Source organism: Pedobacter ginsengiterrae (genome assembly GCF_039537385.1).
GTDB lineage: Bacteria > Bacteroidota > Bacteroidia > Sphingobacteriales > Sphingobacteriaceae > Pedobacter > Pedobacter ginsengiterrae.
In genome coordinates, this window is record NZ_BAABAK010000015.1 from 58,729 (window position 1) to 73,395 (window position 14,667).

Below are 14,667 nucleotides of genomic sequence, written 5' to 3' on the forward strand. Positions count from 1 at the left end.
TTGCCCTCCAAATATTAATCTTTCGATTATAAATATTTATTAAAGATATGTTCAGTATAATTCTTTTTGCAATATTTCAATCCATTTTGTAGATTTGAGTGGTAACATTTGAGCCAAAAACGGTCATTTTGACAGTTAGTGAGTTGGATTTATGTTTTGCAAGTAATTGTTAGTCAGAAAGTTATTTAAATAAAACTTGTTCTGGTTTCGTCGGCAATGTTTAATATTTGCTTTCTAGAAATAATTAGGATAAACCAAATTATACCATAAATTCGAAACCATTATTGGCTGCAATGGTGATCATTGGATGGGCAGCATCTCGAAAGCGTTGCCTAAGCAATTCCACATCATAAACCTGCCCAATTCGATAGTCAGGTATCAAACAAAGATATTCAAGTAGAAATTTATTCTTAGGTTGAACTCTAGTAACGGTAGTGATCGCTAAGTGTTGTAAATTAAAATACTGGTCAAAGTACCTATCGAAAGGGGGCAATCGATCTGATTTAGTCATATTAAAACGCTTGTCCGCTGGTATCAGATTCCATATCTGATCATGGCATACAAAAGCATATGGCAAAAAATGCTCCACCGCATAATCATCAAGTGTCAAAAGTTGCCCTGTGTAGATACATTCAATTTGCCCAACCTCACTGAATACCACATCCCAGAATAACTTACGCTGCTTAGTCAAAGTATTTCGAAATGGCGGACGTATCAATTTTCCAGCAATATCTGGGACATTAGGATTTGACTTTTGTAGATAAAGCGATAATTTCCAATAACAAAACCCGCGTAGAATACCAATGTTTTCGAACAGATACTCGAACCAATCTGGATTAATTTCTATCTCATCACTAAACAAAGCGTATGGTACATTTCTCTCAAAATTCTGAGAAGCTAAGTAAACCTGTTTCCAATTATCTCCCATTCCAAGAAACCATGGACTTAAAAAACGGTGCGGCACCTCTTGATCAAAATGCATTAGTACCTGGTGGGTTTCTTTAGTTATCTCTGTAAGTAAATGCTGAATAATGATTCCCCTCTTCTCATCCACATTTATTCCTTCCCGATCTTTAATAAAATCAATCGCTACACCTAGCTTGTCCTGCCGACCGAAATTCAAATGAAAATAATGATAAGTATACCACCCATTAGCGACCATTCCAGCAAAAAGCCTCCGCTTGGCAATACGGTTTTCTCCAGCTTCCACCGCATCTAAAAGAGACAGAAACCAATAAAATTTATAACTCGCTACCGTATAATTAAAGCACGCAGAAAGCAAATGAACTGGCAGTTTTGGATGTGAAGGCAGCATATTCATTGGCAACTAAAATGATTTGGTGAAAAATAAAGAAATTCATTTAGAATCGCCAATATATAAAATTGCCAACAATGCATTATATCCAATCGGTAAACAATAGTAACTGGACCAAGTTTGCTACAATTTCTCGGCTAACGCCAATTTATCAATAAGCTAACAAGCCATATAATATCTAGCACCTGGTGGAGATATTCGATTTGGTTATCAGGCCGCTAATTTTCGTTTTCAATCTGTCGGGCTTATAGAAAAAATAAAGCTTTAGCAGATAAAAATACATCTTACTATTCCTTTAAATTGTTATTCCGGTTCTGCAATTATTTTATTCCTTCAAGCTTGCAGTACCCCAATGTCCTGGAGAAGGAAACTTTTACTCTCGCCCATTTTCCTATTTTGGCGAGCCTTTTCACTTTTTGATTAAGCTTTAACTTTTCGATTACTGGATAGGACAACCCTGGTCCTGAGTGGAGATTGATTTCTTTAACCCTTACTACAGATAAAGATTCTACTAAATCATTCGCAAAACCACCCTTTCCAACCGATGAAGATTTTTTATTAACCATACTAGTTGCGCGAGGTTTATAAATAGATAACGTTTTACTCGTTCTAGACTGAACAGTATTTGGAGATTGCACATTTGGGGAACAAACCCCGCAAGTACCTCCACTACCACAGTGGGCGCAGCGGGAGCAGTTTCTACACGCCGAACAATAGGCTGAGCCGGTACACCTTCCTAACTTGCTTTCATTGATTAAATTAAGTGAGGATACTTTTTGGCCATTGGCAAAGAAATAACAACACATTAATCCTATTGAAATAAATATTTTCATAATTATTATTTTAATTTGTTTTAAGAAGAAAACGTTTTAAATATCCCAGAAGCATTTTACTTGTGCTGCCAGCATCGACCGCCCCCTACAACTACTCGCTTGCAGTATCCTCCGGTTTTGTTTTTTGCCCCACAAACAGAGGAAATAGGTGCAGTTGTTCCTCCACCAGATCCATTCCCGCCGCTGGGGGTCGTTGAAACATAGCTGCCAAAACTTGAGGTACCATTGCCAGATATCATATTGTATGAAATTTCAGCACGGTTATAACCGAGATTTCCGTAAACCGGATCTTCATCCTTTAGGATGTAAGCCTGAATGGTCTGATAAGTTGAAGTGGTGGATGCTACGCTTAACTTCAAGTCAAAGGAAACTTGTTTCTGGATTTTGTAACTCCATTTACCAACGTTACTACTTATTGTTTTTATCTGATTAGTTGCATCGGTAAATGAAATATTGCAATAATCACAAGTAACTTCATATGAATAAAGGACAGGAGTTTGTTCTGCTTCTTTGATGATACCTTGTTCTGCTTTCTTGCAAGAACTGCTCATCATAACGGCCAAAAATACTAGCGAAGTAAACTTAAGCGATTTTGTAAAAGATTTTTTCATACTTTCTTATTTTAGTTAACATCAGCCAAGGTATTGTAAATCAAAAAAACATCTTTACGGGTTTCCGTAAGTGAAATCACCTTCTAAATCAAATAGGAAAATAATGATTTTATATCTTTTAAAATATCTATTGCTGGGGTTTCTTTTTGATAATATTTTGAAGCAAAAAACCATTCAACTTCAAAAACAAAGTATGCTTGAAAAAGCTTCAATGTTGTGCCATTTACGATATAATGTCAATCCATATTAAATTCGCAGGATTAGGAAGTCCTGCGTAAAACTCTTTAACCTGAAAAATTATTTACAGTTATAAATTTTAACCTATGTTAAGTTTTACATTTGATATGGTTTGGTAATAAGTGAATTGATTTAACATATAATCTCAATTGGCATTGCAGCGGTATTGATTTGCCCCTTAGCTATTAGTCTCGGAATAGCTGTCTACTTATAAGAATTTGTGTAACACTCACACACGACACTAAAAATCCTCTTTTAAGTATATCCTCACACCTTTGCTAACTAAGTCCATTCTTTGCAGCTATTGCGCTTTTCTTTAGTCCACCTCAAAACAATAACTCAGGGGTAGGTCAAGTTGCTATAATTGTTTTGCTTACAACCTAAAGTGTAGTTGCTTTAGGCCTTTTTTACCCCTCTCTTAAACTCTTCGAGCTTATAATTATTGACTTTTTTCTTAAATATCTTTCTTTACAGATTTGTGCTATTATAAAAAATCATCGGCATTTTAAACAGAAGCTCAGTTCATCAAAACTCCTTGGCATTTTCTAAACGCCTGGATTCAATTTCATTTCTGTAAATCAAATCACTTAACCTACTCAACCTGCGGCGAAGGATAGGATGATTTCCTCTGATGGTGAAATATTCAAACTTTTTCTCATGCTTTAAATACCAAATTTTTCCAATCGAACGCTCGGTAATCGTGTCTGCTTTGGTAATCATCCTAAAATGATTTAATAAGATGGTATCCAAGGCTACTTTTTCAACATCTTCTTTCAGTTTTGCATCACAGCTCACTGCCACATAACGGTCTTCTTTCCAATACATGCACTGTTCGCCATTTAAATTCCCGCCAATCTGATTTTTTAAAAGAAATCCCGCTGAAATTGGTATCACCAATAATAAGCAAGCTACACTTTTTTTTACCCACTCATCTTTCCACCATGAATTCCTTTCCTCCTCTTCTCCTTTGATCGGTTCCTGCGTGGTTGGAGCTGTTGTCTCGGGATCAGATTCGTTAGATGCGGTTCTTTCCGTAGATTTTTCAATTTCCAGTCCATCATCAATGGCATCTTCACTGTCATCTGCACCTATATTTTCATTAAAATATTGACCCTCCAACGAGCCTTTTTTACCCTCCGCTTCTCTATCCTCTATATCAACATCAGTTTCGCTTTTCGGACTAACTTGCCCCACATTCGAGGTTTCATTTGTTCCCTCCTTCTCCTCGGTGGTCAGCTGTGCACTTAAGTGCTCACTATAATCCTTCCCAAATTCATATGGCCGCTCAAAATTAGTCAGCAGGGCAGCAAGGTGTACCTGTTTATCTTCTGGATTTGTGGTTTTACCCTTTAAGAATTTGATAACAGACTTAAACTTATTAATCTCCATTCTGCTCAACCTTTTGGCAAAACCTTCCGCATCATTCTGGTTGCCAAAAAAAGCCTCTAGTATTATTCTGTCCTTTCTTGCATCAAAGTGCTGCTCGAGGTATTGCATCAAATGTTCCTTTACGCTGGCAGGAGTTGGGGATTGCAGCCTTAATGGTAGTGTGCCAGCAGTCTTCCGCTGGTCGTAATTATTTAGTACCGCTTGCTTATAAGTTGAAAACATCTATTCGGAATTTGAGCGAATTTATTCCGGAAAATACGGAATTAATTACGGATTTCCGGAATCGTAACGGAAAGATCAGAAAAATCGGAACCACCTTACCATCAGCCACTTGTCAACCCACAACTTTGTATTCGAAATCACCAGCGATATCATTTACAAACCAGCTGGTGATATCATCAGAGCTGCAAAGGGTCGAAAAAGTTTTGACGGGAAGCAATTCCTTTTCTACCCCCCGCAGCTCAAAAACCTTCCCAACAAGCGGCGCCGCTTAAAAACACAGCAAGCTATCGAATAGATCGGTACGCCCTGTCATTGAGCAACAATTAAAAAATTACTAAAATGTTTTTACCAATTTTTATTGCCATACTATTGGGCTTGGCATCCCCTGCGCAACAAACTTGCGGAAACGGAAATTCTACAGTACAAGTTAATAGCAGTAACCCAGATGAAGACCCAGGTAATCCTGGTGATCCAGGAGATGGCGGCGAAGATGGCGATGGCGGAGGACATAATGGCGACAATGGCCAGATAAGACCTCCAAAACCATAAATAAAGCAAGCCCGGGTAGGTGAGAGTACCTGCCTGGGCTTTCGCTTTATGTAATAGGGTCTGAAACTTTTTAATAGAAATTGTTTTTGCTACTTTAGACAAAAACAAATATTTTGAAACGCCCACTCACCCACCAGTTACTAGTATTAATCTGCATTTTTTTTTCCTCCTGTTTTAAGGAAAATAAACGCAAAGATGATGTAGCTAACGCACCCGTCAAAAATGCATTGATTGCTAAAGGCAATACTCTATGGGATAATGGGAAAACTGATGAAGCGTTTTTAGTTTTTAACCAGGCTCGGGAACTTTCAGCGAAAGATAAAGACAGTTTTAATTTAGCTATTGCTCTGGGATCTATGGGAATTATCGCGACCGAATCGGGTGATAGTTTTGATGGCCAAGAATATAGCTTCGAGGCTTTAAAATATCTACAGATTAACCAAAAAAGAGATCATCCTTATCTGGTTTCCAATTTCAACAACCTGGGCATTGCCTCCTATGATTTGAAAAAATATGCCGATGCCATTGACTTTTATACTCAGGCCATCCCGCTCATCACCGATAGTAGCTACATGCACATCACTAAAAACAATCTGGCCAATGCCTACCGCGAATCAGTAAAGTATCCTATGGCCATTAGATTTTACAACCAAGTTTTGTCAGCCCGACCATCGGATGCAAATAAAGCCCGGACTTTGACTAATCTGGCCAAAACGCAGTTTCTATCAAATTCGCATTTCATTCCTGTGCCCATGTATTTGGAGGCGCTGAAAATTCGCCGACAGACGCAAGACCTTTGGGGCCAGAATTCGAGTTACTCACATTTATCGGATTACTATTTGCGCGTCAAACCAGATTCAGCATTGTTTTATAGCAAATTGATGTACCGTCTGGCCCTGGCACTAAATAATCCTGACAATGAACTGGAAGCCTTGGCTAAACTCGCTGAACTTGAACCTTTAAAGAGACTTTTTTACTTTAAGCGTTATCGTCAGTTAGATGACAGTCTTACTGGGATAAGAAATGCCTCAAAAAATCAGTTTGCGCTAATTAGATATCAAACTGAAAAGCACAAATCCGAAAAACTCAGGCTGGAAAAAGAAAACGAGCAAAAAAAACTTCAGATTGCCAGAAGGAACATTTGGCTTAGCATTGCTGTTTTCGCTATAATACTAACGCTGCTGACTTCTGTTGCCGTATACCGGCAGCGTAAAAAAAGAATAGCCCATCAGGCCCAGGAACAAATCAAAGAAAATAAACTTAAAACATCCAAGGAAATCCATGATGTGGTCGCTAATGGCCTATATCGCATGATGTCTGAAGTAGAATATAGCCCCACCATTGATAAACAGGGGCTGATCAGCCAGATTGAAATCCTATATAACCAGTCTAGGCGGATATCCCACTCCGTATCTGCTAGTCCAATGGATTTCATCGACCGGCTAAATGAGCTAATCCGCTCCTTTTCTAATCCTGAGACCAAAATCCTCACAGTGGGGTTGGAAGAAAAACTCAATAGTTGTCTGAATGCACAAATCAAGGAAGAGGTGCTGTTGATAATTCAGGAATTATTAGTCAACATGGATAAACACAGTAACGCCGCCCAGGTTGTGTTACGATTTGAAATACTGCAAAATCAACTCGAAATACGGTATCGCGACAACGGAAAAGGCTTGTCAAAAGATAATAATGCAGGCAAAGGATTGCTGAATACGGAAAGCCGTATTACGGCATTAAAGGGAGTGTTTACATTTGGCCACCATAGTAGCAGCGGCGTAGAGGCCCAGATTCAAATACCGTTAACTTAAAAATTTATGCTCGAAAAAGTACTTGTGGCAGAAGACCACCAGACCAGCAGTAAAGCTGTTGCCAAAACAATTGAAGAACTTAGCATACCTGTATGCCATTATGTATATTATTGTGATGATGCCCTTACCCGCCTCCGCAACGAGCTTTTATCAGGTCATCCTTATGAATTGCTTGTTTCCGACATCTCATTTGTCGAAGATCATAGAACTCAAGCGCTCAAAAGTGGGGTAGATTTAATCCTAGCTGCCAGAGCGCTTCAGCCGGAACTAAAAGTAATTGTTTTTTCTGCCGAAGGGCATCCCGCGAAAATACAATCCTATTTTAAAGAGTTAAAAGTTAATGGGTATGTCCAGAAAGGACGAATGGATGCAATTGAGCTTGAAAAGGCGGTTATGGCAGTTGCAAAAGGACAGACTTATATGCCGGCAGGGATAAGGGAAAAGATTAGTCCAACACATAGTCATGAGTTTAATAATTATGATATTACCGTATTGTCTCTGCTGGCCAAAGGAGAGAAACTACAGGACATACCAGCTATACTTGTTGAATTGGGTATTTCCCCAACTGGAAAAAGTTCTATGGAAAAACGTCTCAACCATATCAAAACTGTATTGGATTTCAAAAAAAATGAACAATTGATAGCTTTTTGTAAGGATATGGGCATTATTTAAGTCCCACCCTTTTCTTGCCTTTTTATCTTCTAGCGTCCCACATCAATTACGGTTTTCCGTACAATTTCCTACTTTTTGACATTTAGTTTTGGGTTATAAAATAATAGCTGCCACCAAGCCGCAACTGAAAAATAAACCCTACAAACGAAAATGGAAAACCAAATTACCGCAAACCTTCAGAGTCGCTTTCTCCGGCTCTACCAAATGGCCTGTGCTGATGAAAATTTTGACTCACCTGAAATGAAGCAGCTCTATTTGTTCGCAGAACATAGAGGTATTGAAACAGACCAATTAGAACGGATTTTAACCGACCCACTGGCCAGGATGTCAATCCCAACTTCCAAAGGAGACCGCATCGAATACTTATACGACCTTGCTGTAATGACTTGGGCGGATAAGGAAATAACGGACGATGAATACAGTACTTTACAGAAGTTCTGTCGCCGCTTCCAGTTTGAAGACGCAAATGTAGATGCAATATGTGCTTTCCTGCTGGAATGCGCCAAACAAGAAATGTCCCTGACCCAAGTATTAACTAAAATAAACGATTAGCTATGGAAGCCATCAATAAGTTATTTTCTTTAAAAAAACAATTGCCATCTCGCGAACTGGAGAGCGAAAATGATAACCAGGAGGTACAAGTGCGCATGAGCTATTATCAAAGTGGCTATGGTGCATCATTAAAGGCTGCAGGAAAAGCATTGACCCTAAAAGCCTGTTTACAGAATGTCTACAGCAGTTTTGAGGAACAATGCCGCAGGCTTAAAGAGGAGCAACACAAACTCAAACAGCCATATGTGGAGGACAAGACTCGCCAAGAGGGTGAACTTAGAAATGCTGAGACTGCACTTTCCATCCACCAGGACAAGTTGACCCAACAGGACAAAAAAATTGAAATGCTTAAACAAGATATCGAAACGGTCCGAAGCAACCCGGAAAAACACGGGGTGACCGATACCAAGCAACCTCATGCTCTGTTCTACATTGGTCTTTTGCTGCTTATCCCCATTTCTATCTATCTGTTTGTGTTCTATATCTCTGCTACTTACTCGGCCCTTTTTAAAGTATTCGCAGACGACAGTTTAAGTACGGCAATTTTTGACGCTCAATCACTCAATATTGCCTTTAGGGACAGCTGGCTGGAAGGTACGCTGGTAGTCACAATTCCTACGGTTTTTCTCGGACTTGGTTACATCATACATATGATGCAAAAAGGAAAAGGTATAAAAAATGTTTTCAGGCTCATCGGATTGTTCCTCATTACATTTTTGTTTGATGGACTACTAGCCTACCAGATTGAAAAAAAAATATATGATTTTAACAAAACACCCTCGAGCCCAGCGTATAATTTACAGGTAGCCATTGTAGAGGCAGAGTTCTGGATGATTATTTTTGCAGGTTTTGTGGTATACATCATATGGGGATTGGTCTTTGACTTTGTGATGAAGGAATATGAAAATATTGACAAGATAAAAGCTTTCATACGCAACAAGCAGCAGGAACTCCAACGCTTAAGTGAGGTTCGAAGCCAAATCTTGCTTGACATCGAAGATACAAAACAACTAATGAGCACCATCAAAGGCAAAATTGAAGAGCTCCAAAATAAGGTTGACGGTTTTATACTCAATGTCAAACAGTACCTGCATTATCATAACCAATATATAGAGGGATGGTTTCAAGCCATTAATGGTGAATTGGCTCTTCCAGAATCGAAGAAGAATGAAATGCTTGGAGAGTGTGCTGCGATAGCCGACGAGCACCTTAAAGAACATGAGCTGTTCAAGCCCCAGCACCAACATTTAATTTATTCTAAAGTTTCCTGATATGAAAAACTATAAAGGCCTAAATCTGGCGACCGCCATTTTGATGATTTTGATTGGTCATACCTGCTGTAATCCAGAAACAAAACAGGCAAAACAAGAAAACCCGGTCAGCCAAAAAAACCTAAACAAAAACCTTAACCTGAGTATTTTCCTGGACCTTTCAGATAGGATAGATCCAAAAAAATACCCAAACCAGACGATGGAAATTTATCAAAGAGACTTAGGTTATATAAAAAGTCTAGCGAAGGCTTTTCAGGAGCATGTAAACCGAACGAAAATTAGCAGCATGCATGAAAGCATGCAACTTTTTTTCGAACCTGAGCCTAAATCGAAAGAAATAAACGAATTAGCAAGAAAGATGAAATTTCTCTTCGACAAATCCACCGTTACGCCTGATAAAATCGCAAGCATCACACCTGAATATATTTCATCTTCTCAAAAGATATATCAGGTAGCACTGAAGGAAAATAAGTACATCGGGGCTGACATCTGGAGCTTTTTTAAGAACAAAGTAAAAGACCAATGCATTTTGCCTGCTCATAATAATATACTTGTCATATTGACCGACGGTTACCTTTATCATAGGGAAAACAAGTTGAAGGTTGGAAATCAAACTTCTTTTTTGAGCCCACAATTGATACAAGAAGCCAAGCTGAATGTGCCTGATTACTCAGATAGAATGAATAAAGGAAAGTTCGGGTTCTTACCTGCAACTTCCGGCCTTCAAGCCCTGAAAGTTTTGGTGATTGGCATAAACCCGCAGAAAGGCAAGCCCTTTGAGGAGGATGTACTTAACAAGTATTGGGGGGACTGGCTTAGAGAGATGGGTATCACAGATTATCAGATCAAGGGCACAGACTTGCCTACCTATATGGATACGATTATAAAGAATTTGCTCTCGAATAAATAAGCTTTGGCGCGTCCCTTCCTTTGGACGTGCCATTTGCTCTTCTCGCGCAATGCTTGTAGACAGTTTGTTATTCGAAGCACTTTTAGATTAAAAATTTATTCTAAACTTTCCAATAACTGTTATCGGTGTGGGTAGGATTAGATTGGTGCTGCATCATAAAAAGGGTAAGTGCTTGCAGCGGGCCTCTTTCTTTTGATATTGGATAGAGAAAAAATATATTTTCTGTATAAATGATGGAGCAATAACTAAAAACAAGCTAAGGACATGCTAACTATTTTAATCAAGTTAATTTTTTCAAACCTCTTTAAATTCTAATATACTTATTGACTATTTTGTGGATTGGCAAATACTTCAAACCTAAAGCTATTAAGCCTCTCTATGTGTTCAATTCGTTCATTAATGCACAATTAATTATCTATAGATAGATTTTTGTCGATTAGCGTTTTGAATTGGACGAATATGGTCTTAGGAATGTGCCTTTCCAATTAAAAAATAATTGTTGTCATAAGACTATTGTAGCTAAAAATTTAAAAAAAAATCGATTTACGGATATCCGTAATGAATTGTAGTGACAAATGGGCTTTTTTACATTTCATTTATTAAACAAAATTATTATGGCAAAAGTAGCTGCATTTCACTCTATCAAACAAAATGTTTACCACGATGACAACAGGTGTACAGAGGGTAACAACATTGAAAAAGAGAACCTCCGTCAAGGAACTGGTGGTAAACCTAAGTGTTCCCGCTGTGCTAAGCTAAATTAGTTTTAGTATTAGTTTCGGTTGCTTAAAAGACTGCCCTTGATGATAAATCAAGGGCTTTATTTTTTTAAAGATTTTTCGTGTATTATCTGTGAAAGACCATTGTAATCCGCAAGTTTATTTAGACGAAAGCTGCTTGATTGCATAATTCAATTAATTTGACCCCTTTCTGCCAATTGTCCAAAATACAGAAAAGCAAAACTTTACAGCAAATTTATTTCCTGTAAGACGGGGTCAATGTGCTCTGGCTTATCCAATTTGACAAAGGATAATACGAATACAGATCGTAAAACAAGCACTGCAACAAACATAAAAACGAAAAACACGAAACGCAAAACAACAACGAATACAAAAATAAACACAACAATAAATACTAAAAATATCACAGCAATAATTACTAAATTTACTACGAAACGAAATACAGCGAATAGCGTGTGATTCAACGGTTTCAGATTAATCGGTTGCTCCGAGATTGGATTAGCACTCGATGACTAACAAATTAAAGGCATTACAAAAGAAACTAAGGATTCAGTATTCCATCAAGCTGCATATACCTTTTGCCGTTCTTTTCAGGTATAGATTTACTATCATTATCAATAATCATAACTTTGGGAATGCTGCTTTGAAGGCCAAACCACCTGGGAAGACCGTCTCCATTTGGATTACCACTTTTTATAAAGTTTACCAGATAAGACTGAAAGACTTTTGAAGTTTCAAAATCTTCACTCTCCCAGTTATAACTCTTATTTAGGTTGAGATTCCCAAGGGCGTACTCAATATCCGAAGCATGTACCGCGCCCATGACGTCTGCATTGTGTGATCCCTGTCCGATAAAAGCTGGACGTTTTCTAGAGAACAAATATCGATAAACTGGATAGCCGTTTGTTTTGCTATGCACATCAATCCATTTCCATGTAGAATAGGAAATAAAGCGATCGCTAGAAAGGTCAGTTGCTAACTGTGCGACCTGTTCATCTGCAGTTGCCGGATACAGTGACAATATTTCTTTGCTTTTGGACATAAAGAGCTTTTCCACTCCGGCCTTATAATTTTCAACTGTAGGTTTCTGATTAGAAAGAATAGTATTCCTGCTTCGCTCTGCCGAGTTCCATCCAGCCAGGAGTGGCACATCCATCTGACGCCCGTAGCTGTAGGTAATAAGTGGTTGTTCTTTGAAAAAGTAACCGTCTATTGTTAGGGGAAACCAGTAATCTTTTGACCGCTTTAAAAGTTCTTTAGTCGGAATTTTTCGCAACTCATCAATGCTATTTGCTCCGCAAGCTTTTGCAAATTCCGCACCTATCTTCTCCGCATTTGCTAAGCTCACAGGCGGTTCAAACCCTAACACCGACCCACTTTGCCCTATTGCCCCTTGAAAAAGTCCTTTGGAAAGTGGTGAACACATCTGGGCAGAAACCGACATAGAACCCGCAGATTCCCCAGCAATGGTGATCTGATCCGAATTTCCTCCAAAAGCTGAAATATTGCGCTTCACCCATCGCAACGCTTCATTCTGATCCTGCAATCCGTAATTACCAGAACTTCCCCGTTTACTTTCTTTGGACAGGCTAGTATGCGCCAAGAATCCAAACACACTTAACCTATAATTTATAGTAATAAAAATAACTCCTTTGCTCGCCATGCTTTCTCCATCATACCTCGGCTCTGATCCATCCCCACTGGAAAACCCTCCTCCATGAAAATACACTACCACGGGCAAGGACTTACCATCCGCTACCCGAGGTTTCCAGATATTAAGGTACAGGCAATCTTCACTTTCTTCATCGCTTCTAAATACCATGTCATCGTAACTGTTGCGCTGAGGAGACCTGGAACCAAAAGCCACCGCGTTTTTTATTCCATTCCAGTTCTTTTTAGGAACTGGTGAACGCCATCTGAGCTCACCTATGGGGGCTTCAGCGTAAGGAATACCCTTGAAAGCTACCACAGAGCTGGACAAAATAGCGCCCTTAATTTTCCCTTCTTTGAGGGTGACCAAGGTTTCATCCTTTGTAATTTTGCTCTGAGCGAAAGCGTGGCTCACTGAAAATAAGAGCAGCAATAGCGTAGTATACTTTTTTATTTTAATCATAATCACCAGATATGGGTCGTTGAAGAGCTTTTATTTATAGTGTAAGAAAAAGATTGACCTCCCTCAATGACTTTGATCGTTTGTGGTTCAGCCGAATTGTTAGAGACGATAAGGACCCGTTTTCCCTCCGGGGTTAAAAAGGCTACATTGCTAACCTTTGTGGTCAGGCTGCTCTCAATTCTTGATGATCCAAAAGGAATAAATTTGGATGCATGCGCAATGACATAATAGGCCAGGTTCCGCTGAACTTTATCTCCATCAATGGTTACCGCTCCCTGACATATTGAGCAGCCGCCATTATCTGTATGCGGGTTATATTTAGGATCCGCAGCAAGGTTCCAGAGAATCACATTTTTACTCCAGTTCCGTAGGGCACCGATGAGTATCCTTCCCACAGGATAAGCGGTATTGAAACCTCCATCCTTGCTTACAGCCATCATTTCCGTAAAATATATGTTTTTATTGGGAAAGGCATCATGTACTTTGCCCATCGCAGGAGTCTGACCGGCATATAAATGAAAACCTGAACCATCAATGTAGCTTGCTGCTTCCCGGTCTGCCAATATTGAAATGGGATATTCCGGGGCATCACAATTGTGGTCGTAAAGAACAATTTTAGTTTTTATACCTGCTCGTTTAAATGAGGGCCCGAGATGATCGCGGATAAAAAGAAGCGCTTCTTTGGCCAAAAACTGCATACTGGGGGTATTGCCATCATTGAATGGTTCATTTTGAATGGTCACCGCGTCAATAACAATTCCATGGCTTTTCATTGCCTGGATGTATTTCATAAAGTAATTTGCATAAGTGCTATAATACTTATCCATTAATCTTCCACCCTGAACATTTTGGTTTGACTTCATCCATACCGGGGCCGACCATGGAGAACCCATAATCTTTATTTTTGGGGATATCGCTAAAATTTCCTTTAAAACAGGCACCACATCTTTTTCATCCTGCGATAAGGAAAAATGCTTTAGCTCCGCATCAGTTTCCCCTGCTTTTAAGTCATCGTAAGAAAAGACATATTCATTGAGATCAGATGCCCCGATGCTTACCCGAAGATAACTAATCCCCACCTGGTCTGGTCCATTTCCAAACAGTTCACTTAAGAGCTTTTTCCTTTGCGGAGCGGACATGCGAATGAGGTGTTGCGCGCTGCCACCTGTCAGCGCAAAACCAAACCCGTCAACAGATTGATATTTTTTTTCGGCGTTGATGTTAATGATTTCTGGCTGCCCAGCTCCTCGCTCAAAATTATTCATTTTTGATAAAAGCATCGTTTTATCATTGCTGGTCTCCCAACCCTCCGGCTTGAGTTGTGCCTGAAGCTGAAAAGTAAAAGTATTGATTAAAATAAGAAAGAGCGCGAGCTTGAACGCATAAATAAACTGGGGGTATCTGGGCATAAAGGTATACTTGGTTTACACAAATTTAAGCCCCAG

12 protein-coding genes are annotated in these 14,667 nt (G+C 39.2%); 6 read left to right on the plus strand and 6 right to left on the minus strand.

Going from position 1 to position 14,667, the window contains the following annotated elements:
• Window positions 1–259 precede the first annotated feature (259 nt).
• The 4 genes from ABD692_RS13365 to ABD692_RS13380 form a co-directional block, all read right to left on the minus strand.
• Window positions 260–1,321 (minus strand): HNH endonuclease domain-containing protein, encoded by a 1,062-nt coding sequence (locus ABD692_RS13365; RefSeq protein WP_344767759.1) that lies wholly within the window; start codon window positions 1,319–1,321, stop codon window positions 260–262.
• 314 nt (window positions 1,322–1,635) lie between these two features.
• Window positions 1,636–2,148, minus strand: coding sequence for an SH3 domain-containing protein (locus ABD692_RS13370; protein WP_344767761.1), 513 nt, complete (start codon window positions 2,146–2,148; stop codon window positions 1,636–1,638).
• A gap of 56 nt (window positions 2,149–2,204) precedes the next feature.
• Window positions 2,205–2,759, minus strand: coding sequence for a hypothetical protein (locus ABD692_RS13375; protein ID WP_344767763.1), 555 nt, complete (start codon window positions 2,757–2,759; stop codon window positions 2,205–2,207).
• Window positions 2,760–3,521: 762 nt separating this feature from the next.
• On the minus strand, window positions 3,522–4,607 hold the full coding sequence (locus tag ABD692_RS13380) for a hypothetical protein (protein WP_344767765.1): 1,086 nt from the start codon (window positions 4,605–4,607) through the stop codon (window positions 3,522–3,524).
• A gap of 339 nt (window positions 4,608–4,946) precedes the next feature.
• Here ABD692_RS13380 and ABD692_RS13385 point away from each other — a divergent pair, with 339 nt between their 5' ends.
• The 6 genes from ABD692_RS13385 to ABD692_RS13410 all read left to right on the plus strand — a co-directional run bounded on the left by ABD692_RS13385 (window position 4,947) and on the right by ABD692_RS13410 (window position 10,369).
• Complete coding sequence (locus ABD692_RS13385; protein ID WP_231490358.1) at window positions 4,947–5,156, plus strand: hypothetical protein; 210 nt, start codon at window positions 4,947–4,949, stop codon at window positions 5,154–5,156.
• A gap of 113 nt (window positions 5,157–5,269) precedes the next feature.
• Window positions 5,270–6,964 (plus strand): tetratricopeptide repeat-containing sensor histidine kinase, encoded by a 1,695-nt coding sequence (locus tag ABD692_RS13390; RefSeq protein ID WP_344767767.1) that lies wholly within the window; start codon window positions 5,270–5,272, stop codon window positions 6,962–6,964.
• Between the two features lie 6 nt (window positions 6,965–6,970).
• A complete protein-coding gene (locus tag ABD692_RS13395) occupies window positions 6,971–7,636 on the plus strand; it encodes a response regulator (RefSeq protein ID WP_344767769.1) in 666 nt (221 codons plus the stop codon).
• A gap of 150 nt (window positions 7,637–7,786) precedes the next feature.
• Complete coding sequence (locus tag ABD692_RS13400; RefSeq protein ID WP_231490363.1) at window positions 7,787–8,188, plus strand: hypothetical protein; 402 nt, start codon at window positions 7,787–7,789, stop codon at window positions 8,186–8,188.
• Between the two features lie 2 nt (window positions 8,189–8,190).
• Window positions 8,191–9,459 (plus strand): hypothetical protein, encoded by a 1,269-nt coding sequence (locus ABD692_RS13405; RefSeq protein WP_231490365.1) that lies wholly within the window; start codon window positions 8,191–8,193, stop codon window positions 9,457–9,459.
• Between the two features lies 1 nt (window position 9,460).
• A complete protein-coding gene (locus ABD692_RS13410) occupies window positions 9,461–10,369 on the plus strand; it encodes a hypothetical protein (RefSeq protein ID WP_344767771.1) in 909 nt (302 codons plus the stop codon).
• A gap of 1,281 nt (window positions 10,370–11,650) precedes the next feature.
• On the opposite strand, the gene ABD692_RS13415 is transcribed toward ABD692_RS13410, so the two are convergent.
• The gene (locus tag ABD692_RS13415) at window positions 11,651–13,222 is read right to left on the minus strand and encodes a carboxylesterase/lipase family protein (RefSeq protein ID WP_344767773.1); all 1,572 of its coding nucleotides are present in this window, start codon (window positions 13,220–13,222) and stop codon (window positions 11,651–11,653) included.
• Window positions 13,223–13,224: 2 nt separating this feature from the next.
• Entirely contained in the window at window positions 13,225–14,631 is a 1,407-nt protein-coding gene (locus tag ABD692_RS13420) for a glycoside hydrolase family 30 protein (RefSeq protein WP_344767775.1), read from the minus strand.
• Window positions 14,632–14,667 lie beyond the last annotated feature (36 nt).

Excerpts from the sequence above, each read along its gene's own strand:
- ABD692_RS13375 (WP_344767763.1), bottom strand. The coding sequence starts at position 2,759 with ATGAAAAAATCTTTTACAAAATCGCTTAAGTTTACTTCGCTAGTATTT.
- ABD692_RS13370 (WP_344767761.1), bottom strand. The coding sequence starts at position 2,148 with ATGAAAATATTTATTTCAATAGGATTAATGTGTTGTTATTTCTTTGCC.
- ABD692_RS13380 (WP_344767765.1), bottom strand. The coding sequence starts at position 4,607 with ATGTTTTCAACTTATAAGCAAGCGGTACTAAATAATTACGACCAGCGG.
- ABD692_RS13365 (WP_344767759.1), bottom strand. The coding sequence starts at position 1,321 with ATGAATATGCTGCCTTCACATCCAAAACTGCCAGTTCATTTGCTTTCT.
- ABD692_RS13420 (WP_344767775.1), bottom strand. The coding sequence starts at position 14,631 with ATGCCCAGATACCCCCAGTTTATTTATGCGTTCAAGCTCGCGCTCTTT.
- ABD692_RS13395 (WP_344767769.1), top strand. The coding sequence starts at position 6,971 with ATGCTCGAAAAAGTACTTGTGGCAGAAGACCACCAGACCAGCAGTAAA.
- ABD692_RS13405 (WP_231490365.1), top strand. The coding sequence starts at position 8,191 with ATGGAAGCCATCAATAAGTTATTTTCTTTAAAAAAACAATTGCCATCT.
- ABD692_RS13400 (WP_231490363.1), top strand. The coding sequence starts at position 7,787 with ATGGAAAACCAAATTACCGCAAACCTTCAGAGTCGCTTTCTCCGGCTC.
- ABD692_RS13410 (WP_344767771.1), top strand. The coding sequence starts at position 9,461 with ATGAAAAACTATAAAGGCCTAAATCTGGCGACCGCCATTTTGATGATT.
- ABD692_RS13385 (WP_231490358.1), top strand. The coding sequence starts at position 4,947 with ATGTTTTTACCAATTTTTATTGCCATACTATTGGGCTTGGCATCCCCT.
- ABD692_RS13415 (WP_344767773.1), bottom strand. The coding sequence starts at position 13,222 with ATGATTAAAATAAAAAAGTATACTACGCTATTGCTGCTCTTATTTTCA.